Below are 15,264 nucleotides of genomic sequence, written 5' to 3'. Positions count from 1 at the left end.
TTGAGAAACGGATCCTACAAAAAAGAGCCCTTTAGAAAACTAAAGGGCTCTTAGGATTGGTTTGACTCAGCGAACAGAATTAGCTGTTTGCTTGCTCTAGTTCAATCGTTTCTTCAGCGGCTTTCGCAGCTTCTAGCATCTTACGAATAATGAACGATGCTGCCATTGCGATACCTACCATCACGACGGCAAGAACAGTCAGCATTTGGAAGTAATCACCGTAAACCGTTTGCACGATCTCTTGTGTGATCTCTTGACCTTTCTCTAGTGCAATAGACGTTGAGAATACCGCGCCAACAATGCCTGATAGTGCGATAGCAACAGAGAACAAGCTTACTGAGAAGTTTTCAATGTGCTTAGGTGCAACAGACAGGATGAAGGCTACAACCATTGAACCTACAATCACTTCACCGAATGCTAGGAAGAAGTGAATCGCTAGGAAGACTTCTGGGCGGATCAGAACATCGTCACCAACTGTCGTTACTGCCATCGTAAGGATACCGAAAGCGATAGCCGTAAGGATGAAAGAGAAACCGACTTTGGTTGCAGTTGAGAAGTTAATGTTTTTCTTTTCTAGGCTAGAGAAGATACCCGCGATGATAGGACCAGCAACCATACACCATAGTGGGTTCATTGCCATTGAAGCTTCAGGTGCAACAGGGATAAAACCAAATAGATCGCCACGCATTGTGTTGATCGCTACCATTGTCATCGAAGTCATCATCTGACCGTAGTACACGAAGAAACATGTCGTCAGGAATGTGATGATTAAAATAGTGCCCATTTTCAGCATGTCTGATTTCTTCGATTTCAACATCAAAGAAACAAAGTAGACGATTGCTGCACCGCCAATTGCGTATACGATGTTTTGGCCAATATCCATGTTCGAGAACATGAAGAATACCAAGCCAATCATAGCGGCAGAAAGACCAAGGAACGCTGCCCAGTTTTTAGTGCTTACTGGTTTTTGGTCGATTTCAGCACTTGCTTCAACAAGGCCTTTGCGAACAAAGATCATCATCAGAAGCGCAGCACCGGCTAGAACCGCTGAAAGAAGGAAACCACCGTGGAAACCAACAACAAGTACTAGCATTGGGAACAGGTATTGGCCTAACAGAGCACCAATATTGTTTACTGAGTAGTTGATTGGGTAGCAGTTCTCAAAATCTTCTTGAGTTTTGAACGTGCGTTTGTAAAGACTTGGGTAAGAAGGGGACATCAAACCACGTGCATAACTTGCTAACGCAATACCACATAATGCCATCGGAACATTGGTTGCTGCTGCACCAAGTACCAGTAGAACGTAACCACTTGCGAACCCTAGGAAGGCAATGGTTAAAGATCGGTAAGCGCCTAAAAACTTGTCGGCGATAAAGCCACCTGCGATAGCAAATAGCGGTCCGATTGCAGAGAAAGCACCAACAACCATCATGGTGTCGGCTTCATTGTAGTTCAGATCTTCAAGGAAGAAACGAGTCAAGATCACCATGACGCCATAGAACGAAAGTCCGAACATCATTTGGCAGAACATCATTGATTTGTTTAATCTATTCCACATTATTTTATTCTCACATTTGTGTTGATATGTAGTGTAATTACCCAATTATAATATCATTAGTAGCGATACATAAAATGAAACGTGCATCCCAAACAGAACTTTACTCGATATATCTTTTCTCATGAGACCATTGATATTTTTCATGAATGAAATGTGCAATATTAGATTTTGCTAGTGGATGCATGGCGGTATGAAATTTAGCCATCATCATTTGTGGCTAAGTAATGAACTAATAAAGGGAAAGTTAGAGGTAGTCATTCTGTAAGTTATTTTGAGTGAGTATCACTTTCAATTAGCTGTTGGGCTTTAGCCAATAAAAAAGCCAGCTTGGTGGCTGGCTTTGTTGAGATATTGAAAACTAAGTTTACAAGAATGCTGTCTCTATAGAGGCTTTCTCCACTCGTGTTCCTGTCTTTTATTCACAAGGTGGTGCCATGTGGATCACGGCTAGGCCGCCTAGAGAAGTTTCACGGTACTTCTTGTTCATGTCTTTACCTGTTTGATACATGGTCTCGATAACCTTGTCTAACGAGATAAGACACTTGCTGGTACGTTTCAACGCCATGCGCGATGCATTGATGGCTTTCATTGCACCCATTGCGTTACGTTCGATACATGGCACCTGTACTAGTCCGCCGATCGGATCGCATGTCATGCCCAGTGAGTGTTCCATCGCGATCTCAGCGGCAATACAAATCTGTTCGTTGCTACCACCACGTAGGGCAGTTAGGCCTGCTGCGGCCATTGATGAAGAAACGCCGACTTCACCCTGACAACCTACCTCTGCGCCAGAAATCGAAGCGTTGGTTTTGTATAAGATGCCGATTGCGCCAGAGACTGCCAAGAAGTCTTTAAGCTGCTTGGTGTCTAGCTCCTTGATGAAACGATGGTAGTACATCAATACCGCAGGAATAACCCCAGCCGCACCGTTGGTCGGTGATGTCACGACCTGACCGCCCGCTGCATTCTCTTCACTCACGGCAAAGGCAAATAGGTTAATCCAATCCATGATCTCCATTGGATCGTTTTCAATCGAGGCATTCGCTTCAAGCTTTTTAAGCAGAGCAGGTGCTCGACGAGTGACTTCTAGGCCGCCATCAAGGATGCCTTCCGTGTCAAAGCCACGCTGCATACACAGAGACATCACCTTCCAAATTTGGTCGGCTTTCTGGTCAATCACATCCATACCTTGGAATGAAACTTCGTTACGTAGAATTAAGCCACCAAGGCTCAGTCCTTGTTGTTCGGATAGTTCAAGCAACTGATCAGCAGAAGAGAAAGGGAACTCAACTTGAGTTTCTGCTTCCTGTTTGCCGTTTTGTAGCTCATCAGCGGTTGCGATAAAGCCACCACCAATCGAGTAGTAGGTTTCCATATCCAGAAGGCTGCCGCTTTCGTTAAAGGCAGAGATAGTCATACCATTTTCATGCAGCGGAAGGTTGGTCTTGTGGAAGAGCAGATCGCTTTCTACATCGAAATAAATTTCATGGTTACCGCTAACCAATAGAGATTTATCTTCAATCGCCTTACGCATTGCTTGGTTAGCACTGGTGATTTTAATGGTGTCGGGGCGGTTACCTAGCAAACCTAACAAGGTCGCTCTGTCTGTGTGGTGACCAATACCCGTCAATGATAACGAGCCGTATAAGTCGATTTGAATACGCTTCACTTGCTTAAGCTGAGCATCAATTTTTTGGGTAAAGTTAAACCCAGCGATCATTGGTCCATTTGTGTGGGAGCTGGATGGTCCAACCCCAATTTTGTAGATATCAAAAATAGACAGCATAGTAACTTCCTGTGAAGACGGTTCGATGGACGAACTCTGTGTAAAATTTGTATTTGGTTAGTTGCACTTCTTTGAGTGAACCTGTTCTGTGGGTGAAACAGTTATGCGATAGAGCGTATTCATTGATTGAAAGGGCTCTTTTATCGACTAGTGCTAACAAGCATAGAGCGATGAAATACAAGAGCGTGCTATGTTTGCTGTAAAGCGACACGTTTATTCTTGTATTACCTAAGATGTCGCTATCAATAGTGAGCATTATTGCGAGCAACATATAAGAATTTCAAAATACTTTTGTTAACAAGTATTGTATACATAATTCACTCCATCTAATCCCCAAAACGAGACTTGAACATAAAATGAGCATTAATCACCTCCTTATTGTGCTGGGTAAGCGACTTAATGAGAATAAATTGACTGATGAAGGAATCAGTCGAGTTGATGCTTTGGTTGAGTATCTGGCGGAGCCTTTGGTAGAAGACTCGAATCAGCAAACTGCGGTAGCATTTTGTGGTGGGCTAACAAAAGGGCAAACACTGTCTGAAGCCGACGCGATGCACCAGTACTTTAGAAAGCTTGAAAAGCAGCGTGAACATCCGTTTTCTTTAGGGGCGATTTTGCTCGAGCAGCACTCGACCAACACTGTCGAGAACATACAGAACTTGGCCTCAGAGATGATTGCAAGCGGGCTGTTTACTCGAGGGCAAAGTGTGCAAGTGACATTCGTTTCGAATGACTACCATTTACAACGTATATTCGAGATTCAATCGCTCATGGGCGAGCAAGGTTTGCTTAAAGTTCTCATCGAGAAGTGTTCCGCACTTGGGGTAGAGCAGCAAATAGATCGCAGGTTGGAGGCTCATGTTGCGGTGCCATACCCACATCAAAGTGCTCAGGGGCAATTGTTTCTGTTGATGGACGTACTGACGACCTACCGAGTTTATCTTGAAGGTGTTTGTGCGGGCGCATTTAAGCGAGATTTAGAGTTGGTTAGACGAGAGCCAGAAAGACTGTCTTTGGAAGCATTGATTACTGCCAAAGAGCTCGTTGGACGTTCATCTGACTTTGACATTGTGGAGAGTTTACTCCCAGCATTGGAGCGCTGTATCCAGCAGACTTCAGTGGGTACCGATGTAAAAAAAGTCAGGGAATACCTAGCTCTACTAGATACTAACCTGACTTTATTGAATCGTTATTTAGATCCGGAATCGGATCACACACATCGCTGGTGGCGATAGGTGATTTTTTCTTTCTCGTGATGCCAATAACGGTCTTTAAACTCGCAAAGGCAATCAGACAGTAAGCTAGAAGCTCAGTGCCTTCTTCAGCGATGTTTTTAACCGCTCGAACGTAATCATCGCCCATAACATTGTGCCAGAAGGCTCATGTGTTTTTTTACAGTGATTAACTTTGGTTTTCTGAATCTTGCTCATGGTTATTGCGGTAGTACTCCCACTGTTCAATGCGCTCGCCGTCATCGAATACACAGTAAGTTGTACGCTGATTGTTTTCAGTAACCGTGTCTAATTCACCGTCCTGTTGAACACAATAAACCGCTGCTGGGTTAGCGACTGAAACACGTTGGCCCTCGCTATATTCTGCATAGTCGTTTGCACAACCGCCTAATACAACGGCACATACAGCCATCAAACCAATTTTCTTCATGTCTATCTCCTACGTGATAACTCTATAATCGAATGCGTTAAGTTCTACAGAACCAAATGAGAAGCTCTATGAAATTAGTATATTTTAGATTTCAGAAAAGGTTGTCCTAATTTGGTCAAGATATTGAAATAGGTTGATATTTCTTCATGTTTAACGACTTTTTGAGTGTTAGATCAAGCTAAGTGGATTCAAGTTACCGTAGGAATATCCCCGTCCGATCCGTTCTGGTTAGCGGTTGTGAACCTCGAATCTATTGATGATTATGATATGATGCCGCCAAATTCAGTAGAGCAGTCAGAATCATGAGACACCTAAAAACAACCATCCATCCTGATATCGACCATCTAGACAATAAAACGGTCTATAAGCGCAACGCTGCCCGTGCCATTGTGTTAGATGGTGAAGACATTCTGATGCTGTATACAGAGCGTTATCACGACTACACCATTCCTGGTGGTGGTTTGGATGAAGGGGAAGATGTGATCGCAGGTATGGTTCGTGAACTCGAAGAAGAGACTGGCGCGAAGAATATCCATAGCATCAAGCCGTTCGGCATTTTTGAAGAGTTTCGTCCTTGGTACAAAGACGATGCAGACATGATGCACATGATTTCTTACTGCTACTCATGCAAGATCGATCGTGAGCTTGGTGAAACGGCTTACGAAGATTATGAAGTGAAAAACGGGATGAAACCGGTGTGGATGAATATCCATGAAGCGATCGCTCATAACGAAAAGACCATGGCAGAGAGCCCTAAGAAGGGCATGAGTATTGAACGTGAAACCTTTTTGCTGCATTTGATTGCCAAAGAGATGCTTTAGCCTTTATCAATACAAGCCTGTTAAGCTTTTTACTTGCCGCCACTTTTGGCGGCAAACTTGTTTCTAGCGATGCTAAAATGTAATAGCGAAAACTAATTATTAAATATGGTTGATATTGTCAACTATGTGTTTTTGATGTACCTTTACCTCAGCGATGACCCTATTTAGCTAAACTGCTCGGTTAAATCGCTAAATCTCGCTGTGAGCCTGCCCTAAACAAAGAATACTATGAATAAAAGACAGTTTATTGCCCATTACCTGCGCATGAATCGCACCTCTTACTTTTTGGCGATTGTGTTCATTTTTCTCGTCAACTGGTTGCAAGTTGAGATCCCTCGCTATATTCAACTCGCCATAGATTTGATTGATGATGCTTCTCCCAGTGGCCATCAACAACTTCAAAGTTATGTGTGGATGGTAGTTGGCATGTCGGTCGCTATGGTAGTAGTACGTATTCTGTCTCGTATTTACGCGCTTAATCCAGGGCGAATTACAGAGGCTGCACTTAAAAGTACATTGCTCAAAAAGTTAAATCGTTTACCGAATAGTTTTCATGAGCGTTTTGCTTCTGGTCGGCTAATATCCATTATCAATAATGATCTTGGTGGCATACGCTTGTTGTTTGGTGTGGGTTTCCTCCAGTTCTTTAATGCGCTGCTGGCGTTGTCGCTGACACCTCTTTACATGTGGCGCATATCGCCAGAACTCACACTGTATTCGATCATTCCTATCTCAATCGCTTTTGTGATTTTCCGTGTGGGCTTCAAGCGTATGAAAGCGCTGCATTTAGAGCACATGAAGCGCCTACAAAATCTGTCTGCTCAGCTAATGAGTTACCTGTCTGGGATTGATCTCATTAAGAGCCAGCAGATGTCACCTTGGGTGAAAGCTGAAACTGAAAAACTGAACCAGTTATTGCTTGAATGCCGCCTTAAAATTACACGCATTCAAGTCTTCTTTATGCCGGTACTCGACTACGCCAATGACCTGATGAAAATCATCATTCTTGGGCTTGGTGGCTACATGTTAATGAGACAGGAACTCACACTTGGTGAGATTACCGCCTTTCTGACTTACTCAGTTTTGCTCGCTATGCCATTGATGCAACTTGGCAGAATCGCGACCATTTATCAGCGAGGCATGGTCGGTATCCAAAGTGCACAAACCATTCTTAATGCCAAAGTCCCAGAGCTAGATGAAGATAAGCTTACTGAATTAGATGTTGAATCGCTGAAGGGAAAAACGTTTTCCGTTCGCAATCTCAGCTTCAGCTATTCAGGTGAAGAACGCGTGATTCTCGATGACATCAGCTTTGATATTCCAACAGGTAAGAAAGTGGGTGTGTTAGGCGGGATCGGAGCGGGTAAAACGACATTAGTGAACTGCTTAAACCACCACTTGGATGTACCACAAGGTTCTGTTTTCCTTGGTGAAAGAGATGTCACTAGCTTCTCACGCAGTGACTTACGCCGTTACGTGAAAACCGTGACTCAAGACCCTTACCTGTTTTCAGCAACCGTCGAAGACAATATCCGCTTTGGTAGCCTAGATACCGATTTGGCAAAGAGTCAGGTTGATGAAGTGCTAGAGCTCAGCCAGTTGGCTAGTGATGTGACACGTTTTGAACACGGCGATCAAACCTTAGTCGGTGAGAAAGGGATCATGTTGTCAGGTGGTCAGAAGCAGCGCTTAAGTATTGCGCGTGCTTTATTGCAACCCACCGACCTGATCATCATGGATAACGTTCTATCGGCTGTCGACTATGAAACAGAACGTAAGATCTTGGAAGGTTTGTTTAAACGTTTGGAAAATCAATCGGTTCTTGTGGTTTCACACCGCGTTAATGCCCTTGAATATATGGATGAAGTCATCGTGTTGAACGAAGGTAAAGTGATCGCGAAGGGCGACCACGCCACGTTATTGAAAACCTGTGATTACTATTACGATACATGGCAACTACAGCAGAATGAAACGGAGGCAGCAGCATGTTAAAACGTGTTGATCTCAAGTACCTCAAGCACTTTTTTAAGTTTGCTAAGAAATACAAAGGCTCTGCGATTCTGGGCATCGCTATGCTTCCTCTTTCTGTCATCACGAGCTTGTTGTTCCCTTGGCTGATCATTCAAGTGATCGATGTTCACCTGAGTCACGGGGATATGGATGGTCTGCTCGAATACGTCTTCTATCTCGTTGCCGTGCTGGTGGCGAGTTATGTGGTGGATACCACCTATTCGTACAATCTGCGTAAAACTGGTCAATACACGATAACTGACATGCGCTCAGTATTGTTTGCTCGCGTGCTCAAACTGCCACGCAGCTATTTTGATAACACACCGATTGGGGTAACGCTTTCACGATTAACCAGTGACTTGGAAACCATCGGCGAGACGTTTGTTCAGTCGGTTGTAGGGCTAGTTAAAGACAGCATCAATACCATTGCTCTGTTGGTGATGATGTTCTTCATTGATTGGCAGTTAACGATGATTGTATTGATCATTATGCCGCCAGTGATGTATTTGACGGTGTATGTGAGAAACCGACTTCGTGCTCTCTATAAGGTGACTCGTTCTTCTCTCGCTCGCGGTATTGGCTTTTTACAAGAAGTCTTATTTGGCATGAAAACCGTTCAGATGTACCGAGCGGAAGAGCAAGTCGAGCAACGCTACCAAGGCTATACCGATGAGTTTTTAAGAGCGCAGAAGAAGATCAATAAATACGATGCGATTTTGTTCTCGTTTATCTCTGGCATCACCTCCATCACTATCGCGATTATGATCTGGTATGGCTCTGAGCAAGTGTTAGAAGGGGCGCTCACCTTGGGTGTGCTGATTGCGTTCATCAACACCTTAGAGAAAGTGTTTGTTCCGATTCGTGACTTTACTTCGCAGATCGCTTCGATTCAGAGTTCATTTGCAGCGTTTGACCATATTGAAGAGCTGTTTGTTGAGCCGACTGAAGAAGAAGGGCGCAACCTGTTGTCATCTAACAAGGTTGAGAAGCAGCTTGAACAGTTTGTGAGCCTAGAGTTTAAGAACGTAAGCTTCCGCTACAAAGACGACTCTCCCTACGTTCTAAAGAATGTCTCGTTTGTATTGGAGAAAGGGCATCAAATCGCGCTTGTGGGTTCGACGGGCTCGGGCAAGTCGACGATTCTGCGTCTGATCTCTAAAGCCTACCAAGACTATGAAGGCAGCATTTTGTTGAATGGAATAGAGCTGTCACAGATCTCAAGTGAAGACTCTGCTCATTTGTTCTCAATGATGATGCAAGACGTGCACTTATTTGAAGAGACCATCCAATTCAATATCGCGCTGGGCAAAACGCATCTATCTAGAACTGAGGTTGAACAGGCGGCGCGCTATGTTTATGCCGATAAGTTTATTGAACAATTGCCACAAGGTTATGACTTCCACTTGGAAAAGAACGGCTCTAACTTGTCTGTAGGGCAAACGCAGCTTATCTCGTTCGCTCGAGCGGTTGCACAGGGTGGTCAATTGATGATGCTTGATGAGGCGACCAGTTCGGTAGATTCAATCACTGAAGACCTGATTCAAAAAGCAATGCAGCGCCTTTTCAAGGAAAAAACCGTGATTGCGATTGCACACCGTTTGAGTACCGTTCGTCACTCAGATACGATTTTGGTGTTGGAAAAGGGTGAAATTGTTGAGCAAGGTAATCATCAACAGCTGGTGGCACACAATGGTATTTATGCTGGCTTGTTACAAGAATCGATTGTAGAAACGGGCGATTCTCAAGTAACGGTTGCCTGATCACCTCAAATCAGGTTTACCGTTATCGATACTATGAATTGGTGTTGCTTATGTTTCACCAATTTCTATTCTTTTCTAGTATTCCCAGTAGCTTAGGGAAAATAAAACATATTTTACGATTATTAATATGTTATGATCTCCCTACTACTAAAGGGGTGTCTTAGGGCATCGGGATGTATGCAAGCAAAAAGAACCGGCTTGTGTCAGTCACTTTCTGGCGAATATGGAATCGAAAATGTTGTTGGAAGAAGTTGTAGAAATTATCGAATTAACCGACTCAGACCATTTATCTCAAGCAATGGAACTGTTTAACGAGCATGGTTTTGTTGATGCTGAGTCTTTACCTTTTATGAATGTTGTTTTTGAAACAGCACCAGATCAACTTGCGAAGAAGCTGTCGCAGATTGGTTTTAAAGGTTTAGTGCAAGTCGAAAAGAATGAAGATGCATCAGGCTTCACCATTATTGATGCTGACCGTGTTCTGCTAAAAGATTCTGCTTAGTCGAAAGGCTCTGCTTAGCTGCAAGATTCTTCTTAATAACAAGAATAAGATTCAGCTTAGTGAAAAGACTCTATCCAGTTCAGTAACACCCGTTATGATTATTTGAGGTTAACACAGTGACAACAGCAACCGTTTCATCAACAGAACAACATATTTCCAACGAACATGCGCTTTTAGGTGCATCGTTATTAGCGTCTCAAAAAGTTGAGTTGGCTCTGTTCAGTGTGATCTCTAAATTAGCTAAAGCCCTATCAAAAGAGCAGCAACAGTCATTAGGTTTGGATTTGGATACCTTTTTAAGGGAGAAGCCAAGTGAACAAGCCTCGACTCTGAGCCGCTACGAAAATACGTTTGGTGAACAACTTCCTTTGAAGGCTAATGAACTCAACGATTTTATTTATCATCGAAACTTGGTCACTCGTGGCTTTTGGCGTGTGACTGGTGCTGTTGTTAAAGGCGGTGAGAAACTTGCTAACCCAGAGCTTTATTTAAAAGAGTTCTTGGCTAAATGTGAATACTGGCAAGTGATGATTGATACTCAAACCAAGTAATCAAATTGAAATAAGAAAGCCATAGCGAACATGCTATGGCTTTTTTGTTGTTTGTGCAAATTGTCTTGAATTCTTTGAATCTAGAGCATCATCTTCAATACATAGTTCCTAGAGACAAAGTGGTGTTTAAGTGCGGCACTGATATGCAGCACAATTAAACAGGCTAGGGCAATACAACTGGCACGATGGAAATAGAAAAAGAAGCCGTTGATTGCAGAGTCGGTAATTAGATTATTTACGCTCACTAACCAAAATAAAGAGTACGGTTCTTTTAGCATTAAGTAGCCGGTGCTGAAAACCATAAACATCACAAGATACATCAAAGAGTGTGCAAGCTTGGCAACGCATTTTTGCCCTTCAGGCACAGAGGTTGGCATGCTTGGCGACGAGCGAAAGTGGCTCCAGATATAACGAACCACAAGCAGTGGCGTCGCAACGGTCGCCAATGACATGTTGAGCACTGACAGAAAAGAAAACAGCTCTGGATGACTGGTGACATAGTGCATCACATACCCTGCGATCGTTGCATAGATGATTACAGAAGCCATTACCCAGTGCAGTACACGGCTTACTAAATCGTATCGTGAATTATTCAAATTAACCTCGTTCTGATCGTTATTAATATAAGATTCATCTCGATGCAATAAACCATTTTTCGGTATATTCGCATCGCGAATTAATCATATAGAACAGTATTACGCGGTATTTTTATAATTTAGAAATTAATGATGTTGCTTAAGGTGTTTTATAATTATCAATGATGTTTTAGAGTGTTAATTCCAATATGGACATAGCAAACTTGTCGACTTCCTAGCTTGTATGCCTATTACGAGATACAGTTAGTCTAAATATAAACATATAAGGAATGTATAATGCTTCGAATCTTATTGGTTGCAGTTATCTCGGTGTTCAGCACGATGAGTTTTGCAAGCGAAGATGTTAAGTACTCGGAACAAGAGTATTTGGATAGACCGCTGATGGAACGCTATATCTTGGATGAGTTGAAGCAGCTTCGAATGGAACAGCAGGATCTTGAAAGACGCTTGACCATTCAGATGACTGACCGGGAACTGACTGTGGCAGACAAGTCTCTGAATTACGCCAATGTAACCGTAACCTACTTCTTCTACATTATTGCTGGTGTGGCCTCTCTTATCGCGCTGGTGGGTTGGCAATCCATCAAAGAGCTTAAACACACAACTCAAGACATGGCTGATAAGCGACTTAATTCTATCGCTCAAGACTATGAGAAGAAGTTTAATGTTCTTGAACGGGATCTTAAGCGCAAGACCAGAATCATTTCCGACAACAACCGCGAAATTGAAATTATCAATGAGATTCATAACCTATGGTTGAGAGCACAGAACGCACAAACGGCAGAGCAAAAAATTGAAATCTACGATGAAATACTGAAGGTTCGTCCTGGAGATTTAGAAGCACTTACTGCCAAAGCTGACGCTGCTATGGATATACAGGAATACCACTGGGCAATGAGTCTTTGTAACCGTGTATTAGAAGTCGATGACCAAAATGCTCATGCCTTGTATCAACGTGCTTGCGCCTATGCTCGATTAGGGGCAGAAGGTCAAGCTATCGATGACTTAGAACGCGCTATTGAAGCCAGTGGGTCCATGAGAGAGCTGCTAACTGAAGAGCCGGACTTTGAGATGCTGCGAGGCTTAGAACGCTTCGAAGTACTTCGTGAAGAGTAATATGAGGTAAAGATCCGTGTTAACTAAGGTGGTGGGCTTTGCATGCTCACCATACTTTCACACCTATCGCGCTATGGTTTCTTACATTTCATTTATTTTTTTGATTTAATTGTTATGTTATAACACTTTCTAAGTTCCTCGTTATAACCGCTAAGTATTTTATGAAGTTCCTCCGTATTGGTCTGATCGTTACTGCGATCAGCGCATTTTCCCTTGCTGCTTTGCTCTCTTTTCACTCCAAACCAGCACCAGAAATCTCTATCAAAATAACACCTTACCAAGGTTCTCAACCTAATGATAAGGAAGTCATCGACTCGCAAGCGACTCCCAACTCTTTGGTTAAGGTCCATTATTTTGTGAAAGTTGGCGATACCCTCAGTAACATATTCGAGTCATGGAATCTGCCTTATGAAACGGTTCATAAGATCATGGAAGCGGATCTTGAATCTTTGAAACTCGATACGATAAAACCTGGTGACCACTTAGAGCTGCTTGTCGATGGTGAGTCCAAACAGCTCGTAGAGTTGGTCTTTCACGAAAGTCTGGTTGAGCAAGCAGCCTTTACTCGAAACGATGATGGTAGCTTCAGCTATAAATTCCACGAGATCCCAGGCGAGTGGAAGGAAAAACTTTATGCTGGCAGTGTGCATGGTAGCTTTTCAACGTCAGCCTACAAAGCGGGGTTAACTACTAACCAGATAGCCAATATCACCCGCACACTAAAAGACAAAGTCAACTTCGCTCGAGAGCTGAGAGCTGGTGATAGCTTCAATGTATTGGTCAAAGAGCAGTACACGGATGATCACCTAACGGGTAAAACAGAAATTCAAGGTATCTCAATTCAATTAAGAAACCGAGAAGTCGCAGCTTTTCTAGCACCAGATGGTCTTTTTTATGACAGAGAGGGAAATAGTCTAGAGCAAGCCTTTGATAGATACCCAGTCGACAGAAAATTCCGAAGAATCACTTCTTCGTTTAATCCGACACGAAGACACCCAGTAACTGGGCGAATCTCACCGCACAATGGTACCGACTTTGCGACACCTGTTGGTTCACCTATCTACTCAACTGGTGATGGTCGTGTGGTGGCACTTCGTGACCACCCGTATGCTGGTAAATATTTGGTGATTGAACACAACAGCGTATATACGACGCGTTATCTTCACTTGAGCCGCTTCTTAGTTAAGAAAGGTCAGCAAATTAAACGAGGTCAGAAAATTGCGCTATCGGGTGCTACTGGCCGTATTACTGGCCCGCACTTGCACTTTGAGGTATTGGTTCGTGGTCGCGCCGTCGATGCAATGAAGGCGAACTTACCAATGGCAAGCTCAATTATGCCTAAAGATAGAAAAGAGTTTTTGGCTCGAATTGCCTCTTTTGATGCCATGCTCTCTGAGCCCGCAGATCGTGCGAGTTAGAGATATTCAAGCCTAGTTTGGCAGCGAATACAATAACGCCCCTTAGTTAGCGATTTAGCTAAGGGGCATTTTTAGAGAATCACACGATTAAGCGAATGAATCCGTTATTCGATGGATAGAGCTATTGAGCGATAGGTTTGCCACTGATTAAGCAACCACCACTGCCGTGCCACTAGCAGAGACCATCAACATGCCATTACCTGTTCCCAAGACTTCGTAATCAATATCTACGCCTACCACCGCGTTGGCACCCGCTTCAATCGCTTTCTGTTCTAACTCTTTGAACGCGTAGTTACGTGCTTTTTCCAGTTCTTTCTCGTAGGTGCCAGAACGCCCACCCACAAAGTCACGAATTCCTGAAAACATATCTTTGAAAACGTTCACCCCTAGAATGGCTTCTCCGGCAATAACCCCTTTGTAATCGACAATGCGTTTGCCTTCGACTGATTGTGTGGTGGTAATAATCATAATGGCCTCTTGTAAGCTTGCTGAGCTGTTACTCGCTTATTGGTTGATAGTTTGGTCTTGGTCTTGCTCTTGAGCGTCACCGTCCAGTGTTGTCTCTGAGCGTGTGAATTCATGTCTTAACCATGTTCTCAGTTTTAGCACACTTTCTTGTTTTAATTTGTTTTTCGGGCAAACAAAGTAGAAATCTTGATGCGGGTTAGCAACCGGTTTACCTAGTTCAACGAGCATCCCATGGCTGATGTCATCCTTCACAAACAAGCGATGCGTTACTAATACGCCTAGTGAACGAATCGCAGCTTGTACTGCTTGAATGGAGACATCGAACGTCAGATTGCTATGGAATGTGGGCAGTGGAATTTGGTAATTGTTGCACCACACTTGCCAGTCGTGTTGCCGCCTGAGGTTAAAAACGCCAATGGTCGGGTTTTGTTTGACGAGTTGCTCGACGCTCAATCCGGTCTGGTTTTTTAATAGAGTAGGGCTGCACACCAAGACCAGATCATCGTCGCCCAGTTTCTCGCTGTAATATTGCTCCCACTCATTGGGCTTGCCATGTACGAGCGCAACATCGACCCCTTCCTGTTCAATATCGAAAGGGCCAGTTAGCGTCGAAATACGGATATCAAGTGAGGGAGCGAAAGCTTGGAAGTCGGGAACTCGTGGGATCCACCAGTGCATCGCGAGCGAATTGACCATGTTGAGGGTAATGCGGTGGTCGTTAGGCGTTCTGGCAAGCTCTTCGGTCGCCTCTATCACTTGCTCAAGTGCGGGAGTAACTTTGCGGTAATATCGCTTACCTGCGGCATTAAGAACAACACGACGACCGACTCGTTGAAACAGAGGCTTGTTGACCAGTTGTTCTAACGACTTTATCGCTTGGCTTACCGCAGAGTGACTGACGTACAATACCCGCGCGGCGTCGGTCATGCTGCCAGTCTCAGCAACAGCAATGAAAGCATAAACGGATTTAAGCGGAACGAGTTTTTTCATTGGTAAGTTTTCCTTACAGTTATAGT

Annotated in this window: 14 protein-coding genes and 1 pseudogene; 8 read left to right on the top strand and 7 right to left on the bottom strand. The window is 43.6% G+C overall.

Annotated features, from left to right (window positions below):
- Positions 1-79: 79 nt before the first annotated feature.
- Together AB4249_RS11845 and AB4249_RS11840 are read right to left on the bottom strand one after the other, a co-directional pair.
- Entirely contained in the window at positions 80-1,558 is a 1,479-nt protein-coding gene (locus tag AB4249_RS11845) for a peptide MFS transporter (RefSeq protein ID WP_069601584.1), read from the bottom strand.
- A gap of 415 nt (positions 1,559-1,973) precedes the next feature.
- Positions 1,974-3,344 (bottom strand): L-serine ammonia-lyase, encoded by a 1,371-nt coding sequence (locus AB4249_RS11840; RefSeq protein WP_017059518.1) that lies wholly within the window; start codon positions 3,342-3,344, stop codon positions 1,974-1,976.
- Between the two features lie 356 nt (positions 3,345-3,700).
- Here AB4249_RS11840 and AB4249_RS11835 point away from each other — a divergent pair, with 356 nt between their 5' ends.
- A complete protein-coding gene (locus tag AB4249_RS11835) occupies positions 3,701-4,579 on the top strand; it encodes a YdcF family protein (RefSeq protein WP_372103281.1) in 879 nt (292 codons plus the stop codon).
- Here the strand turns inward: AB4249_RS11835 and AB4249_RS11830 are convergent.
- Both AB4249_RS11830 and AB4249_RS11825 read right to left on the bottom strand, forming a co-directional pair.
- Positions 4,512-4,724 (bottom strand): annotated as a pseudogene (locus tag AB4249_RS11830) (hypothetical protein); the annotation flags it as partial. The gene AB4249_RS11835 and the pseudogene AB4249_RS11830 overlap by 68 nt on opposite strands.
- 21 nt (positions 4,725-4,745) lie before the next feature.
- Positions 4,746-5,006, bottom strand: a complete 261-nt coding sequence (locus tag AB4249_RS11825; RefSeq protein WP_017059521.1) for a DUF333 domain-containing protein — start codon at positions 5,004-5,006, stop codon at positions 4,746-4,748.
- Between the two features lie 302 nt (positions 5,007-5,308).
- Here AB4249_RS11825 and AB4249_RS11820 point away from each other — a divergent pair, with 302 nt between their 5' ends.
- From AB4249_RS11820 to AB4249_RS11800, 5 genes are all read left to right on the top strand, one after another.
- Positions 5,309-5,827 carry an NUDIX hydrolase gene (locus AB4249_RS11820; RefSeq protein WP_017059522.1) on the top strand — a complete coding sequence of 173 codons (519 nt, stop codon included), beginning with the start codon at positions 5,309-5,311 and terminating at the stop codon, positions 5,825-5,827.
- Between the two features lie 228 nt (positions 5,828-6,055).
- The gene (locus AB4249_RS11815; protein ID WP_372103278.1) at positions 6,056-7,819 is read left to right on the top strand and encodes an ABC transporter ATP-binding protein; all 1,764 of its coding nucleotides are present in this window, start codon (positions 6,056-6,058) and stop codon (positions 7,817-7,819) included.
- Positions 7,813-9,597: an ABC transporter ATP-binding protein gene (locus AB4249_RS11810; protein ID WP_017059524.1), complete on the top strand. Its 1,785-nt coding sequence runs from the start codon at positions 7,813-7,815 to the stop codon at positions 9,595-9,597. The genes AB4249_RS11815 and AB4249_RS11810 overlap by 7 nt, the downstream gene beginning before the upstream one ends.
- A 235-nt stretch (positions 9,598-9,832) precedes the next feature.
- Complete coding sequence (locus AB4249_RS11805) at positions 9,833-10,099, top strand: hypothetical protein (protein WP_017059525.1); 267 nt, start codon at positions 9,833-9,835, stop codon at positions 10,097-10,099.
- 116 nt (positions 10,100-10,215) lie between these two features.
- Entirely contained in the window at positions 10,216-10,650 is a 435-nt protein-coding gene (locus tag AB4249_RS11800; protein WP_372103275.1) for a hypothetical protein, read from the top strand.
- Between the two features lie 80 nt (positions 10,651-10,730).
- On the opposite strand, the gene AB4249_RS11795 is transcribed toward AB4249_RS11800, so the two are convergent.
- Positions 10,731-11,246 carry a cytochrome b gene (locus AB4249_RS11795; protein ID WP_372103272.1) on the bottom strand — a complete coding sequence of 172 codons (516 nt, stop codon included), beginning with the start codon at positions 11,244-11,246 and terminating at the stop codon, positions 10,731-10,733.
- 276 nt (positions 11,247-11,522) lie between these two features.
- On the opposite strand from AB4249_RS11795, the gene AB4249_RS11790 reads away from it, so the two are divergent.
- Together AB4249_RS11790 and AB4249_RS11785 are read left to right on the top strand one after the other, a co-directional pair.
- Positions 11,523-12,362: a tetratricopeptide repeat protein gene (locus tag AB4249_RS11790; RefSeq protein ID WP_017067625.1), complete on the top strand. Its 840-nt coding sequence runs from the start codon at positions 11,523-11,525 to the stop codon at positions 12,360-12,362.
- A 161-nt stretch (positions 12,363-12,523) separates the two neighbouring features.
- On the top strand, positions 12,524-13,780 hold the full coding sequence (locus AB4249_RS11785; protein WP_372103270.1) for a peptidoglycan DD-metalloendopeptidase family protein: 1,257 nt from the start codon (positions 12,524-12,526) through the stop codon (positions 13,778-13,780).
- A 147-nt stretch (positions 13,781-13,927) separates the two neighbouring features.
- On the opposite strand, the gene AB4249_RS11780 is transcribed toward AB4249_RS11785, so the two are convergent.
- Both AB4249_RS11780 and AB4249_RS11775 read right to left on the bottom strand, forming a co-directional pair.
- Positions 13,928-14,248, bottom strand: coding sequence for a heavy metal-binding domain-containing protein (locus tag AB4249_RS11780; RefSeq protein WP_004730185.1), 321 nt, complete (start codon positions 14,246-14,248; stop codon positions 13,928-13,930).
- Between the two features lie 36 nt (positions 14,249-14,284).
- Positions 14,285-15,238, bottom strand: coding sequence for a LysR substrate-binding domain-containing protein (locus AB4249_RS11775; RefSeq protein WP_372103267.1), 954 nt, complete (start codon positions 15,236-15,238; stop codon positions 14,285-14,287).
- Between the last annotated feature and the right edge of the window lie 26 nt (positions 15,239-15,264).

It is taken from the genome of Vibrio sp. 10N.261.55.F4, from assembly GCF_041470465.1.
Taxonomy (GTDB): Bacteria; Pseudomonadota; Gammaproteobacteria; order Enterobacterales; family Vibrionaceae; genus Vibrio; species Vibrio crassostreae_C.
Note: the sequence above shows the minus strand (reverse complement) of the source record. Positions and strands in the feature narration are given on the sequence as shown.

Coding starts and splice junctions, on each gene's coding strand:
- AB4249_RS11845 (WP_069601584.1), bottom strand. CDS start 1,558: ATGTGGAATAGATTAAACAAATCAATGATGTTCTGCCAAATGATGTTC.
- AB4249_RS11840 (WP_017059518.1), bottom strand. CDS start 3,344: ATGCTGTCTATTTTTGATATCTACAAAATTGGGGTTGGACCATCCAGC.
- AB4249_RS11835 (WP_372103281.1), top strand. CDS start 3,701: ATGAGCATTAATCACCTCCTTATTGTGCTGGGTAAGCGACTTAATGAG.
- AB4249_RS11825 (WP_017059521.1), bottom strand. CDS start 5,006: ATGAAGAAAATTGGTTTGATGGCTGTATGTGCCGTTGTATTAGGCGGT.
- AB4249_RS11820 (WP_017059522.1), top strand. CDS start 5,309: ATGAGACACCTAAAAACAACCATCCATCCTGATATCGACCATCTAGAC.
- AB4249_RS11815 (WP_372103278.1), top strand. CDS start 6,056: ATGAATAAAAGACAGTTTATTGCCCATTACCTGCGCATGAATCGCACC.
- AB4249_RS11810 (WP_017059524.1), top strand. CDS start 7,813: ATGTTAAAACGTGTTGATCTCAAGTACCTCAAGCACTTTTTTAAGTTT.
- AB4249_RS11805 (WP_017059525.1), top strand. CDS start 9,833: ATGTTGTTGGAAGAAGTTGTAGAAATTATCGAATTAACCGACTCAGAC.
- AB4249_RS11790 (WP_017067625.1), top strand. CDS start 11,523: ATGCTTCGAATCTTATTGGTTGCAGTTATCTCGGTGTTCAGCACGATG.
- AB4249_RS11785 (WP_372103270.1), top strand. CDS start 12,524: ATGAAGTTCCTCCGTATTGGTCTGATCGTTACTGCGATCAGCGCATTT.
- AB4249_RS11780 (WP_004730185.1), bottom strand. CDS start 14,248: ATGATTATTACCACCACACAATCAGTCGAAGGCAAACGCATTGTCGAT.
- AB4249_RS11775 (WP_372103267.1), bottom strand. CDS start 15,238: ATGAAAAAACTCGTTCCGCTTAAATCCGTTTATGCTTTCATTGCTGTT.